Source organism: Mycobacterium sp. 1245805.9 (genome assembly GCF_001672915.1).
Lineage (GTDB): Bacteria > Actinomycetota > Actinomycetes > Mycobacteriales > Mycobacteriaceae > Mycobacterium.
Map to the genome: position 1 here is coordinate 41,206 of NZ_LZKR01000126.1, position 18,066 is coordinate 59,271.

General features: G+C 65.7%; 17 protein-coding genes. 15 read left to right on the forward strand and 2 right to left on the reverse strand.

The features are described 5' to 3' along the window. Positions 1-123: 123 nt before the first annotated feature. From A9X00_RS17675 to A9X00_RS17740, 15 genes are all read left to right on the forward strand, one after another. Positions 124-891, forward strand: a complete 768-nt coding sequence (locus A9X00_RS17675) for a hypothetical protein (protein ID WP_067156030.1) — start codon at positions 124-126, stop codon at positions 889-891. Beyond that, positions 888-1,652 (forward strand): hypothetical protein, encoded by a 765-nt coding sequence (locus A9X00_RS17680; RefSeq protein ID WP_232006869.1) that lies wholly within the window; start codon positions 888-890, stop codon positions 1,650-1,652. Before A9X00_RS17675 ends, A9X00_RS17680 begins: the two co-directional genes overlap by 4 nt. Before the next feature lie 36 nt (positions 1,653-1,688). Then, a complete protein-coding gene (locus A9X00_RS17685) occupies positions 1,689-2,315 on the forward strand; it encodes a cytochrome c oxidase subunit 3 (RefSeq protein ID WP_232006870.1) in 627 nt (208 codons plus the stop codon). Positions 2,316-2,319: 4 nt separating this feature from the next. Next, entirely contained in the window at positions 2,320-2,589 is a 270-nt protein-coding gene (locus A9X00_RS17690; protein WP_067156032.1) for a cytochrome C oxidase subunit IV family protein, read from the forward strand. Next, a complete protein-coding gene (locus A9X00_RS17695) occupies positions 2,583-3,056 on the forward strand; it encodes a carboxymuconolactone decarboxylase family protein (protein ID WP_067156035.1) in 474 nt (157 codons plus the stop codon). The genes A9X00_RS17690 and A9X00_RS17695 overlap by 7 nt, the downstream gene beginning before the upstream one ends. A 1-nt stretch (position 3,057) precedes the next feature. Further along, the gene (locus tag A9X00_RS17700) at positions 3,058-3,522 is read left to right on the forward strand and encodes a carboxymuconolactone decarboxylase family protein (protein WP_156772153.1); all 465 of its coding nucleotides are present in this window, start codon (positions 3,058-3,060) and stop codon (positions 3,520-3,522) included. 150 nt (positions 3,523-3,672) lie between these two features. Beyond that, the gene (locus A9X00_RS17705) at positions 3,673-4,338 is read left to right on the forward strand and encodes a hypothetical protein (RefSeq protein WP_232006871.1); all 666 of its coding nucleotides are present in this window, start codon (positions 3,673-3,675) and stop codon (positions 4,336-4,338) included. A 340-nt stretch (positions 4,339-4,678) separates the two neighbouring features. Further along, positions 4,679-6,208 (forward strand): nitric oxide reductase activation protein NorD, encoded by a 1,530-nt coding sequence (locus A9X00_RS17710; RefSeq protein WP_067156040.1) that lies wholly within the window; start codon positions 4,679-4,681, stop codon positions 6,206-6,208. Next, positions 6,205-6,987, forward strand: a complete 783-nt coding sequence (locus A9X00_RS17715) for an AAA family ATPase (protein WP_067156043.1) — start codon at positions 6,205-6,207, stop codon at positions 6,985-6,987. Before A9X00_RS17710 ends, A9X00_RS17715 begins: the two co-directional genes overlap by 4 nt. Positions 6,988-7,012: 25 nt before the next feature. Further along, a complete protein-coding gene (locus A9X00_RS32370) occupies positions 7,013-7,141 on the forward strand; it encodes a hypothetical protein (RefSeq protein WP_255342544.1) in 129 nt (42 codons plus the stop codon). Next, positions 7,126-7,845: a hypothetical protein gene (locus A9X00_RS17720; protein WP_067156046.1), complete on the forward strand. Its 720-nt coding sequence runs from the start codon at positions 7,126-7,128 to the stop codon at positions 7,843-7,845. Before A9X00_RS32370 ends, A9X00_RS17720 begins: the two co-directional genes overlap by 16 nt. 20 nt (positions 7,846-7,865) lie before the next feature. Further along, positions 7,866-8,294 (forward strand): hypothetical protein, encoded by a 429-nt coding sequence (locus A9X00_RS17725; RefSeq protein ID WP_067156048.1) that lies wholly within the window; start codon positions 7,866-7,868, stop codon positions 8,292-8,294. Further along, a complete protein-coding gene (locus A9X00_RS17730; RefSeq protein WP_067156051.1) occupies positions 8,291-9,346 on the forward strand; it encodes a dihydrodipicolinate reductase in 1,056 nt (351 codons plus the stop codon). Before A9X00_RS17725 ends, A9X00_RS17730 begins: the two co-directional genes overlap by 4 nt. Before the next feature lie 20 nt (positions 9,347-9,366). Beyond that, on the forward strand, positions 9,367-9,783 hold the full coding sequence (locus A9X00_RS17735) for a hypothetical protein (protein WP_067156054.1): 417 nt from the start codon (positions 9,367-9,369) through the stop codon (positions 9,781-9,783). A 26-nt stretch (positions 9,784-9,809) separates the two neighbouring features. Further along, entirely contained in the window at positions 9,810-11,024 is a 1,215-nt protein-coding gene (locus A9X00_RS17740; protein ID WP_067156084.1) for a cytochrome P450, read from the forward strand. Here the strand turns inward: A9X00_RS17740 and A9X00_RS17745 are convergent. Beyond that, positions 11,021-13,594: a sugar epimerase family protein gene (locus A9X00_RS17745; RefSeq protein WP_067156057.1), complete on the reverse strand. Its 2,574-nt coding sequence runs from the start codon at positions 13,592-13,594 to the stop codon at positions 11,021-11,023. The genes A9X00_RS17740 and A9X00_RS17745 overlap by 4 nt on opposite strands. 9 nt (positions 13,595-13,603) lie before the next feature. Beyond that, positions 13,604-18,066 (reverse strand): SDR family NAD(P)-dependent oxidoreductase (locus tag A9X00_RS17750; RefSeq protein WP_156772154.1); only part of this gene is annotated, 4,463 nt, incomplete at its 5' end.

The following is an 18,066-nucleotide window of genomic DNA, read 5'->3' on the forward strand; positions in this document are numbered from 1 at the left end:
TGACTTTAGTCAACGTACGTCGTTAGATGTGTCCGTGTGGGGTGGCGTCGATCGTGGAGAAATATCCGGTAGTGGACTCTCGTTGCCCCGACAACGCGTGCTGCGGCCACCGCACGGAAGGGGATGGTGATCATCACCGAACAGCGCGACATGCCTACCAGTTTCATCGTGAAGACGCAGCTCCTTTGCCTGTGGACGGTGCCGGCAATGGGGCTGTTCCTGCTCCTCGCGTTTCTGAAGTTCCCCGGCTTCTTCCCACCAATGTCACCGACGATGTCAGCGCCGCAGGTCGCTGACTTCTATCGACAGCATGCCTCCGAAGTCCGCTTCAGCATGGTCACCTTCAACATCTTCGGCATCATGCTGCTGCCGTTCTACTCGGTGATCGTCGTCCAGATGCAGAGGATGGCGACGCCCAGCAAGGTGCTCAGCTACTGCTATTTGACGGCGGCGACAAGTGGCGCGACCGTGTTCGCCATGGCCGACATCATGTGGCTGCTCGCGGCATTCAGGCCGGATCGCAATCCCGAGTTGGTCCAATTGCTCAACGACATGGCGTGGATGATCTTCGTGGCACCGGTCGGGATGATCGTCGTGCAGAACCTTTGTTTGGCGTTCGCTGTCTTCCTCGACTCCGTTGAACGGCCGATTCTGCCGCGCTGGGTCGCGGGGTTCAGTCTGGTTGTCGCCGCCGCGATTGCACCCGCGGCCGGTGCTTCGGTGGTGACGTCGGGCCCGTTCGCCTGGAACGGTGCGGTGTCGTTCTGGCTTCGGCTGGTGGCGTTGAGCATCTACGTCGCGGTGATGTTCGTCGTCTTGCGCACCGCCGTTCTGCGACAGGCACGTGAAGCCGAGACAAGCCCGGAAGTGGATCCGGAGTACGCCGCATGACCCGTACCGCTCCCCCGCCAATCTCGACGGGCGGGCGGGATTCCCGCCGACGCGGATGGCTTGCCAACCCCAAGGTCGATCTCTGGGTCGTTTGGTGGACCATCCCCGTCTTCTATGCGCTGCAGGGCATCATCTACGTCCCACTGGCTCGGCTGATGCCGCCTCGCCGGCCGGATATCACACCGGAGCAGGTCGCGGCGTTCTTCGATCATCAGTCGCTTGGCATCAAGATCGGATTCGGGTCGCTGATGGTGATCGCCGGCTTCGTCGGCCCGGCCAACGGCCTCATCGCCTACCAGATCCGGCGCATGTCGGTGCATCCCGTTTTCTCGTACGCATTCATCGCAACGCTCTCGGTCGGTGCGACACCGGGTTTCCTATGGGGCGCCTTCGCGTTCCTCACGGCGGTGTTGCGGCCGGGTCGCTCGCCCGAGACGCTGATGTTGCTGTACGACATGGCGTTTCTGTCGTACATCGGATCCCTGGGTTGCTTCGCCGCGGCGTGGGCAGTGCTGGGGGCGGCGATTCTGCTCGACAAGAACAACATCTATCCGAAGTGGTTCGCGTACGCCACAATCTGGCAGATTGTCACCGAGTTCCTTGCGGCGGTTGTGTTCAACTTCCACTCCGGCCCATTCGCGTGGAACGGCTTGATGGCGTTCTACATCGACACGGCGGTTTACCTTTTCTGGCAGGTCTGCCAGTTCTACGTGCTCTACAGGGCGATCCAGCGGCAACCGATCAACGATTTGTCAGCGTGAGACGGGTGCGCCGACATACAGGAATGAAGCAGTCCCATGAGTGATGCGCAGCAGATCGAAATGACGCCAGGCGATTCCGCCACGGAACACGCGACCTCCCCCACGCAGCCCCGGACTCGATACTTGCCCGGCGACGGGGCGATGTGGTTCTTCGTGCTCGGCGACATGATCATCTTCGCCTCGTACTTTGTCGCTTTCATGATCTTCCGCCGGCGTGAAGCGAGCGCTTTCATCGCTGCGCAAAACAACATGTATCTCGACCTGGGCGTGGTCAACACGCTGCTGTTGGTGTTCAGCTCGTGGCTGGCAGCGCGGGCCGTCCTCGCGGCGCGTTCCCGCGACGGTGAACGGACCACACGCCTTCTCGCCGCCACCGGCGCATGCGGTGTGTTGTTCATCGTGTTGAAATTGTCCGAGTGGTGGCTTGAGGTCAGCGCGGGCCACACCTTCCCTTCCGGCACTTTCATGTCGTTTTATTACGTCTTGACCGGCGTCCACATGCTGCACGTCGTCATGGGTTTGAGCATCCTGACGGTGGTCGTGGTCTACATCCGCAGAAATGCGGACCCTAGGGCGCCCGTCGTCGAGCAGGGCACCACCTTCTGGCACATGGTGGATCTGCTGTGGGTGATCATCTTCGCGCTGCTCTACGTAATGAGGTGAGTGAATGACGGATGCAAGACGCATTACCTACGTCTGGCTGGTGCTGTCAGCCGTCACCGTCGTGACGTGGCTTTTGGGCCACGCCGAACAAGGATATGGGCGCACTGCGACCACGGCGGTGGCCATGGTGGTTCTCGCTATCGCAATGGGCAAGGCCTACTTGATCATTCGACACTTCATGGAAGTGCGATCGGGCCCGCGGTGGCTTCGGGTCTTCATCGACGTCTGGATCGTGACGCTATCAGGCACGATTGTCGGGATATACCTATGGTGATGCGCTCAGAACCCGCCGGCACCGCTGCGAGGGCGTCGTTCGATGAGATCGTCGGGGCCCGCCCGGAATATGCGGCGGCCCTGCGCGACGTTGAATACGCCCTCTGGAATCAGACCCTCGTATCTCCGATCCTCTTGGAGCTATGCAGATTGCGAATTGCCCAGATCCTCGGCTGCACCGTGGCGCTGGAACATCGCACACCTCAAGCGCTTGCAGATCGATTCGACGAAGCCATGGCCGACTCGCTGAGGTCGTGGCCGAACAGCGGTCGCTTCGACCGTCGGGCGCGTGCATGTCTCGGCTACGCCGAACAGCTCCTCGTCGACGCACAGGAGGTCTCCGACGAACTGTGCGGTGCGGTCATCGACGAGCTGGGGGAAGGAGGTTTCCTCGTCCTCACCTACGCATGTGGGCTTTTCGAGACCACCCAGCGCGCGAGGCTCGTGCTGGGCGCGGCGAGGTGGTGAGATGGCAAGCACTCCACGAACTGGTATCTCCCTGGCCGACGCCGCTGCGGAGTTGGGCGCTGCCCAGATTCGCTTCCAAGAGGTGGCCTACCCGGGCTGTGTTGACATCGTTACACGCGAACTCCTGCGAATTCTCAGTGGACGATTGTCGCGCTGTGCGATCTGCCGCAATCTGCGCCTGAACGCCGCGATCGATCGCGGATTTGACGAGGAAACCGTCCAGTACCTCGAGGATCCGGCTAGTGGCGATCTGCCCGCCCACCAACAAGTTGTCCTTCGCTTCACCAAGGCGTTCCTGACGGATCCCGAGGCCTTCGGAGCCACAGAATGGGCGGAGTTGCGGAACTACTACTCGCACGAGCAGGTGGCGGAACTGGTCCTCGACCTCGTGCGGTTTCGGCCGGGCTCGAAGCTGGTGGTTGCGGCCGGCATGGAACCGGACGACGACGAGCTCGTATATCGATAGACGATTGGCTGACTGTAGTCAGTCTGATACAGTGCACGAGCGCACCCAATCTGCCGCTGATGAGGAGGGTTCGTGAACCTGCCGAGGCTGCACCAGCGTGCCGGCGGCATCGACCCGGCCGCGCGGGAAAGCGGATCTCCCCACACGGGGTTGACGTTTGAGCAGCACTCAGAACAATCGGAGTTCGCGCAGCGTCGGGCCGACAAATGGCTTATCTCCGGCAGCCTCCTCATCGGCACGACGGCCCTGGGGGTCTTCGGGCTGCCCTTGTTCCTCCGGGGCGTTCAGTTGCTGCGCCGGGCCCAGCGCGATGGCCTCTCGGTTCGCCCGATGCTGGTCACCCTGCTCGGCTATCTGGTCATCATCGACGCCGCCATCAATACCGTGGGATGGGCGCTTGACACGGTGGCAAATCACAGTTTGCTTGCCCGCGTGCTACTCAACGGCTGGGGCAACATGTTCGACGCCGGCTATTTCTGGCACTACAACGAGTTGTGGATCGGCGGCGCGGCGGGCCCCGGTGAAAAAGCCTGGGAGGTTGGTCTCATCCTGACGGTCTTCACCATGCGCATCGCCGCTGGAATCGGCTTCCTGCAGATGAAACGCTGGGGCCATCAGTGGATGGTCATCACCTGCTGGATGGGCGTGGTCATCTGGATCGGATACGTCTTCAACATGACCATGTTCGCCGACGTGCGCTTCGCCGGCGTCGTGTTGCCGGTGGTCGGATGGTGGCTCTACGACATCTTCTATATCACCCCTTTCCTCGCAATCCCCTACCTGCACACCGTCAATCGAGAAATCTTTTCCGACTAATGCGGCCAACGATTCGGAGAATTCACTTGCATAAGCAGGCATTTCGTCATCCAGTCCGGCTAGACAGACGTCCGCCTTGACGTTTACCGTTGACTTCAATCAGTCAAACTGACGGGCAAGGCGGACTGTGTTACCGGCTAAAGGAAGCGCGTATCGGCGGTCCGCCCCGGCAGATCACGCGTCGGTTCGTCCGCAGCACCCAACCAAGGAGGTCAGATCGTGGGTTACTTGTGGGAGATCGTGCGTTACGTCGCCGCCTGGGGCGGCACCGGATTGATCATTTGGTTCTGGTACTGGCTCTTCTCCAACATCGGTACGTTCTGAGCGGTTCGGGGCACATATGGTTGAACTCGCCGATGCCCACGCGCTGGCGCTCGAACGAAGTTGCGCCGTGACGGCGGTCGCGCTCAGTGAGCAGCGCCGCGAAGGCGCCCGGCTCGTCACGGGTGAGCGGCGCGCGTTCGGATTGAACGGCAAGCTCGCCTTCGTTCATGTCCCTTACCCCGCCCCGCCCGGCTGGACACGCAGAACGCTCACATGCGGTGTGGCCCTGCAATGTTCGCCCTCAAAGGAGCGCGTCACCGAATATCGACTGAACGAGCTCTCCGCTCGCGAACTGCGGGCGCTCACGCTTGTCGAAGCCGGCGTCGCCCTCGGCTGGATCGCGTCGCGCTGGCCAGGCCTGCTATCCGAGATCAGACGAGTGCTACCCGAGCTCCCCACCGAAGCCGGTGACATGGACGCCCCCGAGATGCTCAACCGTGCGGTCGCGTTGGCAGCGACAGGGCAGGCGCTGACGGTGCACCCGCTGCTGGGTAACCTGCCGCTGGCCTACACGATGCCGCAGGGTTTGGCGGACAGGCTGCGGCGCAGCTTTGGCAGGATGCCATGGACGACAACACAGAAGCGTCTGCCGCGGCCGTACTCGGTACCCGTCGGCGGCGACGGGGGTGTCCGCAATCCCAACCTGCCGCCGCCGAGCCGACCGCAGGACAACGACTTCGACATCACCCCCGACCATCGACCCGGCATCCCCTATCCGGAGTGGAATGCGTGGACGAAGAGTTTTATGCGAGACCACGTGGCGGTTCTCGAGCGGGCACATGCCGGCCGCAATCGCCAACCCGGCTCCATCTCCGCCGACCTTCGAAAATGGTTCGAAGAACACACGCATCGCGCGATGCAGAATAGCCTCGAAGACGGCTCCGACCTGGACGTCGAACAATACGTCAGCTACTACGTCGACACGGCGACCGGCGAGGCGAGCGAACCCCGCATCTTCCGCGAATTGCTACCCAGCGGCCGAGACGTCGCCACTGCGCTGCTTCTCGACGGTAGTTCATCGCTGGGAGTGCACGGCGGCCGGATCTTCCGATTGGAATTGGCTTGTGCCGATGCGCTTTCGCGTGCGATGAACCGTGCTCGCGAGCGCCACGGAATCTTCATGTTCACCGGAAACACCCGACACCGCGTCGAAGTTCGGTGCCTGAAGGACTTCGATGACCCCCGATTTGTGCCGCCGAGCGGCCTCGGACTTCAGACCAGCGGTTACACGCGACTCGGCGCGCCGCTTCGCCATTTGACGAACCGCCTTCTGGAGCAGCCCTCCGAGCGGCGCCTACTCATCGTCATCGGCGACGGGCTGATCTCCGATGAAGGTTATGAGGGCCGTTATGCCTGGGCGGATGCCGCACACGCGGTCGAGGAGGCCAACGACGCGGGGGTGTCGACCTACTACGTCGGCGTTGGTCCAACCCGAGTCGACCCGCTCCCGGAGGTGTTCGGGCCCCGTCGTTCTCAACGGATCCGGCGCGTAGAGGAGCTTCCGCAGGTGCTGGCTCATGTCCATCGTGAACTGGTCGCCGCATGACGGATACCTATCTCGCAAACGGCAACGAGGTCCAGCTGTTCGAACAGGCCTTCCGCCAACGGATCCCGGTGATGCTCACCGGTCCTACCGGGTGTGGCAAAACGCGGTTCGTCGAGCACATGGGCCTGCTGTTGGAGCGGCCGGTGGTCACCATCAGTTGCCACGACGATCTCACCAGCTCCGATCTCGTCGGGCGCTTCATGGTGACCGGTGGTGATGTGGTCTGGACCGATGGACCGTTGACCCGAGCCGTCAAAGCAGGCGCGATCTGCTACCTCGACGAAGTCGTCGAGGCTCGCCACGACTCGTTGGCCATCCTGCATTCGCTCACCGACCACCGGCGATCGCTATACCTCGACCGTGCCGGCGAAGTCGTGAAAGCGCCGGACACCTTCATGCTCGTCTGCTCGTACAACCCGGCATATCGCAGCTCGCTCAAGGAACTCAAACCGTCGTTCCGCCAGCGGTTCGTCACGCTTGCGATGACGTACTTGCCGCCCCACCGCGAGGCCGAAGTGATCGTCGCCGAGGCCGGCATTCCCCTGGCCACCGCGCAGCGGCTGGTCGCATGCGCGGTTGCGATCCGCACCGCCGACGAAGCCTTTCACTTCGAGCCACCGTCGACCAGGGTGTTGGTTACGGCCGCGCAACTGATCGCAGCCGGCGCAGCCGAATTGGACGCGGCCGACGCTTGCATACTTGCGCCCCTGAGCACCGACGGCGCCATCACCGACGGCCTACGTGAAGTCGCGGCAGCCAGCCTGGCCACCTCGCCTTAGAAAGCCCTAGAAAGGAGCTACCGGCATGGATCTCAAAGAGCAGAAGCGCAAGCGAGCGCTCATCGTCTTCCAGATCGTCATCTACGGGTATTTGGCGGTGATGTTCGGGATCCAGCTCTATATGTCGTTCGCGCGCGGATGGTGGGATCTGTGAATCTCCCCCTGCTCAACCGTCATTCAGGCGACCGCTCCGTCAGCCTCGAGGACCACCAGGACGAATCGCGCCAGGCGCAGCGCCGCGCCGACAAGTGGATGATCGTCGGCGCCGCCCTGATGGGCATGTGGGCCCCGGGATTGATCGGTTTTCCCATCTTCATGCGCGGGGTGTGGCTGCAGCGCCAGGCCCTGCGCGCGGGTCTGTCGGTCCGGCCCATGATCGTGACCTTGATCGGTTACCTGGTCCTGATCGACGGAATGCTCAACAGCCTGGGCTGGGCACTGGACCTGGTCGCCAACCACACGTTGATCAACCGGGTGCTGATGGTCGGCTGGGGCAACATGTTCGACGCCGGCTACTTCTGGCACTACAACGAGCTGTGGGTCGGCGGGGCGGCCGGGCCGGGTGAGAAGGCCTATGTGGCGGGCTTGATTCTGACGGTCTTCTCCATGCGGGTGGCCGCGGCGATCGGGTTCTTGCAGATGAAGCGGTGGGGTCATCAATGGATGGTCGTCACCTGCTGGATGGGCGTGGTGATCTGGTCCGCGTACGTGTTCAACATGACGATGTTCGCCGACGTGCGCTACGCCGGTGTGGTGTTTCCGGTCATCGGCTGGTGGCTCTACGACATCTTCTACATCACCCCCTTCCTCGCGATCCCGTACCTGCACACGGTTAACCGCGAAATCTTCTCCGACTGAACAGCTTTAAGGAGGACGCTATGACCGCATCATCGCCCATTGAGGAAAAAGATCCGGCTGCCGATCTCGAGCCCGGGACAACCCCGTATTACGCCCGAATGCACAAATGGATCAAGCGCGCAGTCCTGGTATGCCTGGTGGCATTGGTCATCGAAGGCGCGTTCACGTTGCCGTTCATGGCGGTCTACTACGGATACCCGACACTGAGTCTCACCGAAATCTGTAGCGAGCTCCTGAAGATTCGCTACTCCAACGACACCCTGGAGTGCAAGTACCCGTACCCGCCGTTCGGACCGCCGGAGGGGGCCGAGGGCAAGGCCACCGCGCAAGACGTGTGGGGCATCCAGCCGATACCGAAGTACCACCGGCTCGGGTTCCGAGAACTGGTCAGGATTCATGACGAACGAGTCGCCCGCCAGGCGGCCCAACAGCATGCGGCGCCACATTGACGTACCGGGTCGTTCAGTGGACGACGGGTAACGTCGGCAAGAGCTCGGTGCGGGCGATCGCCTCGAACCCGACCTTGGAGCTCGTCGGATGCTACGCGTGGTCGCCGGAGAAGGCCGGACGCGACGTCGGCGAGCTGTGCGGGATCGGCCCCCTCAACGTGAAGGCCACCAACGACATTGAGGCCTTGCTCGCGCTCAAGCCTGACTGCGTGGTCTACAACCCGATGTTCCCCGACGTCGACGAGCTGGTCCGAATTCTCGGTGCGGGCATCAACGTGGTGGGCACCGCCGGGTTCATCACCGGCCACTTCCTCGGTGCGGGGCGCGATCGCATCGCCGAGGCGTGCGACCGTGGCGGATCGACCATCTTCGGCAGCGGCATCAACCCGGGATTCATCCAACTGTTCGCCATCGTCTCGGCGGGGCTCTCGGACCGGGTGGACAAGGTGTCCATGCTGGAATCCGCTGATACGACTATCTACAACTCGCCGCAAACCGAAATACCCATGGGCTTCGGTTATCCCATCGATCACCCAGATCTCCCCTCCGTCACCGAGAAGGGTTCCGGCGTCTTCCGAGACGGGGTACTGCTGCTCGCCGACGCCCTGGGTGCGGAGCTCGACGAAGTGCGCTGCGAAGCCCAGTACGCCCGGACCACCGAGGATCTCCACCTTCCCGGCGACTGGACGATCGCGACGGGGTGCGTCGCCGGCGTGGACGTCCGCTGGAAAGGGATAATCGGTGACCGAGAGGTCATCCAGATCCGCGGGCGCTGGCGCAAGGGTCAATCGCTGGACCCGGATTGGCCACTGGATATGGGTTACACCATCGAGGTTCAGGGTCGACCGACAATCAAGACCACGCTGAGCTTTCTTCCGCCGCCGGACTTTCAGGGCGAGACGCTGGACGACTACATCATGTTGGGTCTCACCATCACCGCGATGCCGGCGATCACCGCGATACCCGCCGTCGTCGCGGCGGCCCCCGGGATCGCCACCTACAACGACCTGCCGCTGCTCCTCCCGCGCGGAGTACTTTGCGCGAATGCATAACTTTCGACTGGGAGACGTCCATGCCTGAATCGCCGCTGCTTCATCACGTCGTGTTCGCTGTGGCGCCCGAGCGGCACGCAAACGTCGCGCAAATGTTCGCCGACCTGGGGTTTGCCTTCGAGAATTTTCAGCTGGCAGAACTCGGGTTGGACATTCACCTCGATTGGAATCGTGGTATCGAGCTGATCAGCCCCATCCCGGGATCGCCCGGTGAGGTCGCCGCCTCGGTCAACGAGTTCCTCGAGCGCCACGGCGACGGGGTGTACACGGTGGTGATCGGAGTCGCGGCGGCCTCCTCCGCTGAAGCCGTCGCCGAACGCTACGGCGCGACAACGCGATTCCGGCAACACTTCGAGGGTGACGGCTCCTATCTCGACGAGGTCGACCTGTCGGTCTGCGGCCTGCCACTGACATTCCTGGCGACGGACATCCCGTGACGGCCGAGCACCCCGTCGGCACGGCGATGCCGAGCGTCTTCGACGCCGGTCTACCGGTGCTGAGCTACGACCTCACCGACACACCCCAGGCGATCTACCCACAGTTTCGCGCCGCCCAGGAAGTGGCACCGATCGCGCTGGGTCCAGTGGGTCCCGAGGTGATCTCGTACGACCTTGCTCGAACGGTGCTCGGCGACCCACGGTTCGGGATTCCTCCGGGCATTCACCTCACCGCGCACGGCGTGACGTCGGGGGAACTATGGGACCGCGTCGTGGGCAGCATCCTGTGCATGGAGGGCGCCGAACATCGTCGGCTGCGCGGCCTGGTATCCAAAGCGTTTACCCCACGGGCAACCGCGCGTATGGACGAAACCATCCACGCCGTCATCAATGAACTCGCCGACGCCGTTGTGGCGAAAGGGAGTTGCGAGTTCGTCGAGGAGATCGCGCGGCCGTACCCCATACCTGTCATCTGCGCCCTGCTGGGTGCGCCACCACAAGACTGGCAGCTGTTCTCAAAGTGGGCGGAGGACATATTCAAGATCGTGAGCTTTGACTGCGATCTCGCCGAGGAAGAACCCAAGGTCCTCAGGGCCTGGGACGCTTTCGATGAATACATCGACGTGATGATTGCCGATCGGCGAAAGACCCTCACGGATGACCTACTCTCCGAACTCATCCGGACCGAAGATCGCGGCGACCGACTCGATGCCGGTGAAGTCCGGATGCTCGCGTTCAGCATTCTGGTGGCCGGAACCGACACCACGCGTACGCAATTGGCGGCCTCGATGCAAGTCCTTTGCGAGCATCCGGAACAGTGGGCGCTCCTTCGCGACAGGCCCGAGCTCGGAATGAAAGCCGTCGAGGAAACCATGCGCCACTCGCCTTCGATGTGCAGCACCCTTCGCAGCGTCACTGACGACGTCACGATCGGCGACTACATGTTCCCAGCCGGCACATTCATCATCGTGAACACCTATGCCGCCAATCGAGATCCGTCCATCTACGACGACCCCACGCGTTTCGACATCACTCGCAACGATCCGCCCCCCATCCTCACCTTCGGCGGGGGCGCTCACTACTGCCTCGGCGCGAACCTTGCCAGACGGGAACTCTCCGAAGCACTCAAGATACTTGCTCGCCGCCTACCGCACCCGCGGTGTCCCGAAAACCCGCCGTGGCGACCACTTCTCGGAATGAGCGGCCCAACCAGCTTGCACATCGAGTTCGACCATCCCTAAGGGGACGCGTCGAGCACGCGAATTTCGCCCGTCGTTCCGTCGACCTCGATGAGGGCGCCCGGCGGCAGAGTCTTGGTGGCGCCCTGGACGTCCACCACACACGGGAATCCGAATTCGCGGGCCACCACCGCCGCATGTGACATGGGGCCGCCGAGTTCGGTCACCACGGCGGCGGCGTAGCAGAACGCGGCGGTGTAGCCGACGTCGGTGGCCTCGGCGACGAGTATCTCGCCGGGCTGCAGGTCGTCGATGGTCTCGGGCCGCACGATGCGAACGTGCCCGCGCACCCGGCCGCCGGAGACACCCACCCCACGCAGCGTGTCCCCGCCGGTGAGGGCCGCCGACGTCGTCTCGGTTGGCTGCCAGCTGCCGCTGAACACCGTCGGCGGAACGACGGTGGCCAACCTGCGTTGTTCGGCCCGGCGCCGGGCCACCACGCCCCCGACATCAGCCGGGAGTGCGTCGAGCTCGTCAACCAGCAGGTAGAACACATCGTCGGCGGTCTGGAAGATTCCGGCCTCCACTAACCTGCGCCCGTATTCGCGCATCAGGTTGCGCAGCACCCAGTTGGCGCGCACCACTTTGTCACGACGGACCTCGCGATCGCGAAGTTGGTGTCCGGCCAGGCGCGCAATCGGCTTGGCCCGCAGCGGGATCCGGGTAGGTTCTGGCGTCGGTGCGGGAGGCGCGCTCATCGTCCTGGCCACCATGCGCACGAGCAACTCGGGATCGTCGGCGTAGCTGCTCGACAGCATCTCGAGCTCGGCCGGGCCGCGATGCCCGATCAGCGCCAGCTCGGCCAGCACGGCGGCGTGAAACTCCGGCGCCTCGACCGCCAGCTTGCCCAGGCGCTCCCCCGGTTCGGCAAGCAGCGCGGTCACTTTCGGGTCGCGCTGTGCCGCGACCACCAAACGCTGCATCGCCTCGACCGATCGCGCACTGACCAGTTCCGGTCCCGCGGGCGCGGCGGTGTCTCGCCCGCATATACCGCGCAACAACACGTTGAACGCGGCGCACAGCATGAACGAAGCCGAGGCGAGCACCCAGCCGTGCACCACCTCGTCCCGCGCCAACGCGATCAGGCTCAGCAGCCGACGATCGTCGAGCCGGGTGAGGTCGTCGCCGGCCAGGCGTTCCAGGCGATCGACATCGGCAACGAACTCGCGGGTGTCATCGGCCGACCCGGCACTCAGGCCGATCAGGTTCACACCGAAAACCCCGATGTTGCGAACCGTCCGCAGTTGCCTTCGCACACGGCTGGTTTCGGAGCGTGGACGCTCCGCACCGAAGATGGGCAACGACGCCATGCTGGGGCCGAAGAATCCGCTGTTGCTGACGATGGTCGCGGGTTTGGCGAAGGGCACCGTTTCGGCCATGAAATGCGCCGAGGTGATGGCGCCGTAGAGCCGGTGGGCGAACACCGCCACCGTACGCATCGCGATTTCGCGCTGGATGATCCCGCCGGGCCGCAGCCGCTCGGCGATGGCCACGCCGCCGGCGCGCAGCCCGCGCACCGTCACCGAGGCCGACGCCGGAGAGAACGGGCCGGGCAATGCCTCCGACAAGTTGGTGGCCAGAAAGGTGGGAAAGCGCGGGTCGATCGGGGTGTCGAACTCACCGTTATCCCCTGCCGGGCCGGCCCAATTGGGTTTCACGCCGTCCTCGCTCGGGGCGTCGACGGTGGGCAAGTCGCCGATGCTGGTCATCCGCCAGGGCAGCGAGACCACCCGTTTGCCGACGCTGACCCGGCCCCGCACCGCAACCGCGAAGTCCTCGACGCACTCTACGGAATTCCACGCCGGCCGGAACTCCCACTGGTTCCGCAACCGCGCGGTGTCCATGAACGGGGCGCCCTGCACGAGTTGCAGCTCGGCGGGTCGGACGCTCGACCGCACGATGGGGCGTCCGAGCGCCGCGGCCACCCGCCGAAAAGTCAGTTCGCCGGGTGCGGCGAGATTGACCGCGCCGCTGCCGACTTCGGTGTCCACGATCGCCCGGTTGAACAGTCGAAGCGCGTCGTCGAGGTGCACGACCTGCATGCGACGATCGGCCGCAGCGCCGGGAAACGCCGGTAGTGCCAACACCCGGCGCACCCAGTTGTCGACGTTCCGGCCGAGAATCAGCGCCGAACGGATGACGACCCATTCCAGGTCCGAATCCTCGAGCAGCTGTTCGACGCGGGCCCGGTGCCGACCGTCGGCGCTGACGGGGGTTCTCGCGTCATGCTCGGTCTTGGGCGCGTCTGCGCCGCCGTACACGTGGGCCGACGACGGGAAAACGATGCGTCGGGTTCCGGTTTCGGCGATCGCCTCGAGAACGTTGAGCGTTCCACCGATATTGACCTGCTCGCTGCCGGTTGCCCACGCGCAGTGCGCGACCACGTCCGCACCGGCGACGACGCGCTTGGCCGCTTCGGCGTCGCGGATGTCCGCCTCGACGAATTCCGCCGCGCTCGACCAGCTTTCGGGGCGGTGGCGGGCCATGCCGACGACGTCATGGCCCTCGCTGAGCAATCGGGCGGCGCGGCCGCGGCCGAGCACACCGCTGGCCCCGGTGACCGCGACCCTCACGGGGCGCCCTTACTCGTCGTCGTCATCGTCACTCAAGGCCGCATTGACCAGCGCATCGAGATCCATGTCGGCGATGTCCTTTTCGCTCGTCGCCGCGGGGGCTGAAGTACCGCCGCCGTCCGCCTCGTTCGCCAACGCGAGCAGCAGCTCGAGCACGCCCGCCTGGCGCAGGCGCTTGACCGGAATGGACCCCACGACCCGCTGGATCTCGGCCTCCCCGGCCGCGGCGGCCGGGGCGCTTTGCTCCGCCGTGCCGACTAGTTCGCGATAGATGTAGCCGGCCAGCGCGGCGGAGTTCGGGTAGTCGAAGATCAGGGTCGGCGAAAGCCCCAGCCCGGTGGCCGATTTGAGCCGGTTGCGCATCTCGACGGCGGTCAGCGAGTCGAAGCCCAACTCCTGGAACGCCCGATCCGGATCGATGGACTCCGGGCTGGAGTTGCCCAGCACCGTGGCGATGTTGGAGCGGACCAAGTCCAGCACCACGGCCTGCTGTTCGTCCTCGGGCAGCCCCTCGAGCCGCTGCAGCAGAGCCGATTTCGACTTCGCCGCAGCCAGCGAGTCGTCAACCTGACGCCGGCTGGGCGCGTTGATCAAGTCGACGAACATGGGTGGCAGCGTGCCGTTGTCGAACTTGACGCGCAGCGCCGCGAGGTCGATGTGCGCCGGCAACATGAATGGCTCGTCGACGATCAGGGCGGTGTCCATCAATTCCAGCGCCTCGTCGGACGACATCGCGACGATCCCGTCCCGGCCGAAGCGGGCACGGTCGGCGGCGCCCAGGGCGCCGGTCATGGCGCTGGCCTGGTCCCACAGACCCCATGCCAGCGAGATCGCCGGCAGCCCGAGGTTGCGCCGGTGCACCGCCAGCCCGTCCAGGAACGAGTTGGCGGCCGCGTAGTTGGCCTGGCCCGACGCTCCGGCCAGCCCGGCCATCGACGAGAACAGCACAAACGCGGAGATGTCGAGCTCGCGGGTGAGCTCGTGTAGGTTCCACGCCGCGTCGACCTTGGCGCGCAACACCGCATCGATGCGCTCCGGCGTCAGCGACGAGATCACCGCGTCGTCGAGCACCCCGGCCGCGTGAATCACGCCGGACAGCGGTCGCTGCACGGGAATATCGGCCAGCACCTTGGCGACGGCCTCGCGGTCCGCCGCGTCACATGCGACCACCTGTACCTGGGCGCCGGCCGCGGACAGCTCGGTCATCAGCTCCGCCGCGCCCGGCGCATCCAGACCGCGTCGACTCATCAGCACCAGGTTGCGCGCGCCGTGGCGGGCGACGACGTGACGCGCCAACGCCGAACCCGCCATGCCGGTCGCGCCGGTGATCAGGACCGTGCCCGCGACCCAGGCGTCGGGCATGCTCATCACGACCTTGCCCACGTGGCGGGCCTGGCTCAGGTACCGCAACGCCGCCGGCGCGCGTCGCACGTCAAACCTGGTGACCGGCAACGGTTGCAGCACGTCGTCGCCGAACAGCGCCGCCAGCTCGTCGAGCATCTCCCGGATGCGCTCGGGTCCGGCCTCGAAGAGGTCGAAGGCGCGGTAGCGCACACCCGGGTGGTCGCGGGCGACGACCTCCGGGTCGCGAATATCGGTCTTGCCCATCTCCAGGAACACGCCGCCGGGGGCGACCAGCCGCAGGGAGGCGTCGACGAAATCGCCGGACAGCGAGTCGAGCACTAGGTCAACGCCGCGGCCGCCGGTGATCGTCCGGAACTTCTCCTCGAATTCGAGGCTGCGCGAGTCGGAGATGTGGTCGTCGTCAAAGCCCATGGCCCGCAGCGTGTCCCACTTGCCCCGGCTGGCCGTCGCGAAAACTTCCAGGCCGAGGTGGCGGGCCAATTGCACGGCGGCCATCCCGACCCCGCCCGCGGCGGCGTGCACGAGCACCCGCTGACCCGGCTTGACACCCGCGAGGTCGACCAGCGCGTAGCGGGCGGTGGCGAACACCACCGACGCCGTCGCGGCCGCGGTGAGTGACCAGCCGGCCGGCACCTTGACCAGCAGCCGCTGGTCGGTGGTGGCGATGGTCCCGGTGCCGTCCGGGAACAGGCCCATGACCCGGTCGCCGACCGCGAAACGGCCGTCGCCCGAGGCCGTTTCGAGAACCACGCCGGCGGCCTCGATGCCCATCACCGCGTCCGGGTCGGGATAGAGGCCCAGCGCGATCATCACGTCGCGGAAGTTTGCCGCGATGGCCGACAGGGCGACGCGGACCTGGCCGGGGCCGAGCGGCGCAACGTGCTTGGAGGCGTCGGGGATCCGCTCCAGCCGCAGGTTCTCGATGGTGCCGTAGCTGCTCATGCCCAGCCGCCACGGGCCGTCGTCGGGCGGCACCAAAAGGCCACCCACCGCGCGGCTGCCGTGCACCCGCGCGGTGTAGACCGTCCCGTCGCGCAGCAACACCTGCGGCTCGGCCGGCGCCAAAATGGCCGCCACCGCGTCGGAATCCAGCGGCGCGTCGGTGTCGACGAGCACGATGCGGCCGGGATGCTCAGTCTGCGCCGACCGCACCAGACCCCACACCGCCGCGCCCGCCAGGTCGGTGACGTCCTCACCTGGCAACGCCATGGCGCCCCGAGTCGACACCACCAGCGTTCCCGCCCCGTCGCGGGCCAACCACGACTGCAGCACCGGCAGCACCGCGCGGGTGGCCGCGTGTACCTCCGTCACGACGTCCCCGACCACGGGTGCCGATTCGAAGAGCACCGCCGATCCGTCTTCGAATTTGGCCAAATCCTCAGCACCCCAGGCGCATACCTCCACCGGTTGGACCGCGGCCAGCGGCTGGGCGGACCAGACGACCTCGAAGAGCCTGTCGGGTCCCGAACTGGACACCGCGGCCATTAGCTGCTGATCGGTCACCGGCCGGGCCACCATCGACGCCACCGAGAGCACCGGCAGCCCCAAGCCGTCGGCCAATTCGATCGATACGGCTGACTCACCCACCGGCACGATGCGCGCCCGTACCGCCGCCGCGCCCGCCGCGTGCAGGGACACCCGCTGCCACGAGAACGGCACCAGCATCGAACCTTCGGCGAGCTCGCCGCCGTCCGACGCCAAGATCACCGCGTGCAACGCGGCGTCCAAAATCGCGGGGTGGACACCGAATCCGGCCACCGACACCCCGGCGTCCTCGGGCAGCGCCACTTCGGCGAACACCTCGTCGCCGCGCCGCCACATCGATGTCAGGCCGCGGAACGCGGGCCCGTAGCCGTACCCACGCTCGGCCAGGCGCTCGTAGGAGTCGCCGATGTCCACCGGCGCCGCGCCGACCGGCGGCCACGCCGACAGATCAGCGTCCGGTTGCACGGAGCCCGCGCGCAGCATCCCTTCGGCATGCAACGACCAGCCGGACCCCGCCTCGGCGCGCGAATAGACCGACACCGAACGGGCGCCCGAATCGTCGGCGCCCTCGACCACGACCTGAATCGCGACCGATCCACCCGTCGGCAACACCAGCGGCGCCGCCAGATTCAGCTCGTCGACGATTCCACAGCCGACCTCGTCGCCGGCCCGGATCGCCAACTCGACGAATCCCGCACCCGGAAACAGCACGACACCACCGACGGCGTGGTCGCCCAGCCAGCCTTGCGCGCTGGGCGACAGCCTGCCGGTCAGCACCACGCCGCCCGAGGCCGGCAGCTCCACCACCGCGCCCAGCAGGGCGTGTTCGCCGGCGGCCAGCCCGAGCCCGGTCGCGTCCGCGGGAGCGCCGTCGCCGGCGAGCCAAAAGCGCCGCCGTTCAAAGGCATACGTGGGCAGCTCGACGAAGTCGGCCGCACCGAGCGCGCCGCGCCAGTCCACGTCCATCCCGGCGACGAACCCCTGCGCGAGGGCGTTGATCAGCGTCGTCGGCTCCGGGCGGTCCTTGCGCAGGGCCGACATGGTGGTCACGACGGCGTCCGGCAGCGACTCCTCGATCGACGCCGTCAGCCCGCCGCTCGGCCCGACTTCGAGGAAGCGGGTGCCGCCGGCGGAGTGCGCGAAGCGGACGCTGTCGGCGAATCGCACGGCCTCGCGGACATGCCGCTTCCAGTACCCCACCGAACCGAAGTCGTCGCCGGCCAGCTGCCCGGTCAGGTTCGACACGATCGGGATGGTGGGCTTGCCGACGACGAGACCGCCCGCGACGGTTCCGAATTCGTCGATCATCGGATCCATCAGCGGGGAGTGGAACGCGTGGGAGACGGCGAGGCGGTGGACACGGCGGCCGTCGGCGCGGAGTTGGTCGGCGATCGCGCTCACCGCGTCGCCGGGGCCGGAAATCACCACGGAGGCGGGCCCGTTGACCGCCGCGATGCCGACGTCGGGCGTCAGCAGCGGCCGCACCTCGTCTTCGGTGGCCTGCACGGCGGTCATCGCGCCGCCGGCCGGCAGCGCCTGCATGAACCGGCCCCGGGCGGCGACCAATACCGCCGCGTTCTGTAGCGACAGGACATCGGCGACATGCGCAGCGGTGATCTCGC

Coding starts and splice junctions, on each gene's coding strand:
- A9X00_RS17680 (WP_232006869.1), top strand. CDS start 888: ATGACCCGTACCGCTCCCCCGCCAATCTCGACGGGCGGGCGGGATTCC.
- A9X00_RS17725 (WP_067156048.1), top strand. CDS start 7,866: ATGACCGCATCATCGCCCATTGAGGAAAAAGATCCGGCTGCCGATCTC.
- A9X00_RS17675 (WP_067156030.1), top strand. CDS start 124: ATGGTGATCATCACCGAACAGCGCGACATGCCTACCAGTTTCATCGTG.
- A9X00_RS32370 (WP_255342544.1), top strand. CDS start 7,013: ATGGATCTCAAAGAGCAGAAGCGCAAGCGAGCGCTCATCGTCTTCCAG.
- A9X00_RS17690 (WP_067156032.1), top strand. CDS start 2,320: ATGACGGATGCAAGACGCATTACCTACGTCTGGCTGGTGCTGTCAGCC.
- A9X00_RS17695 (WP_067156035.1), top strand. CDS start 2,583: ATGGTGATGCGCTCAGAACCCGCCGGCACCGCTGCGAGGGCGTCGTTC.
- A9X00_RS17740 (WP_067156084.1), top strand. CDS start 9,810: ATGCCGAGCGTCTTCGACGCCGGTCTACCGGTGCTGAGCTACGACCTC.
- A9X00_RS17685 (WP_232006870.1), top strand. CDS start 1,689: ATGAGTGATGCGCAGCAGATCGAAATGACGCCAGGCGATTCCGCCACG.
- A9X00_RS17700 (WP_156772153.1), top strand. CDS start 3,058: ATGGCAAGCACTCCACGAACTGGTATCTCCCTGGCCGACGCCGCTGCG.
- A9X00_RS17735 (WP_067156054.1), top strand. CDS start 9,367: ATGCCTGAATCGCCGCTGCTTCATCACGTCGTGTTCGCTGTGGCGCCC.
- A9X00_RS17715 (WP_067156043.1), top strand. CDS start 6,205: ATGACGGATACCTATCTCGCAAACGGCAACGAGGTCCAGCTGTTCGAA.
- A9X00_RS17710 (WP_067156040.1), top strand. CDS start 4,679: ATGGTTGAACTCGCCGATGCCCACGCGCTGGCGCTCGAACGAAGTTGC.
- A9X00_RS17720 (WP_067156046.1), top strand. CDS start 7,126: ATGGTGGGATCTGTGAATCTCCCCCTGCTCAACCGTCATTCAGGCGAC.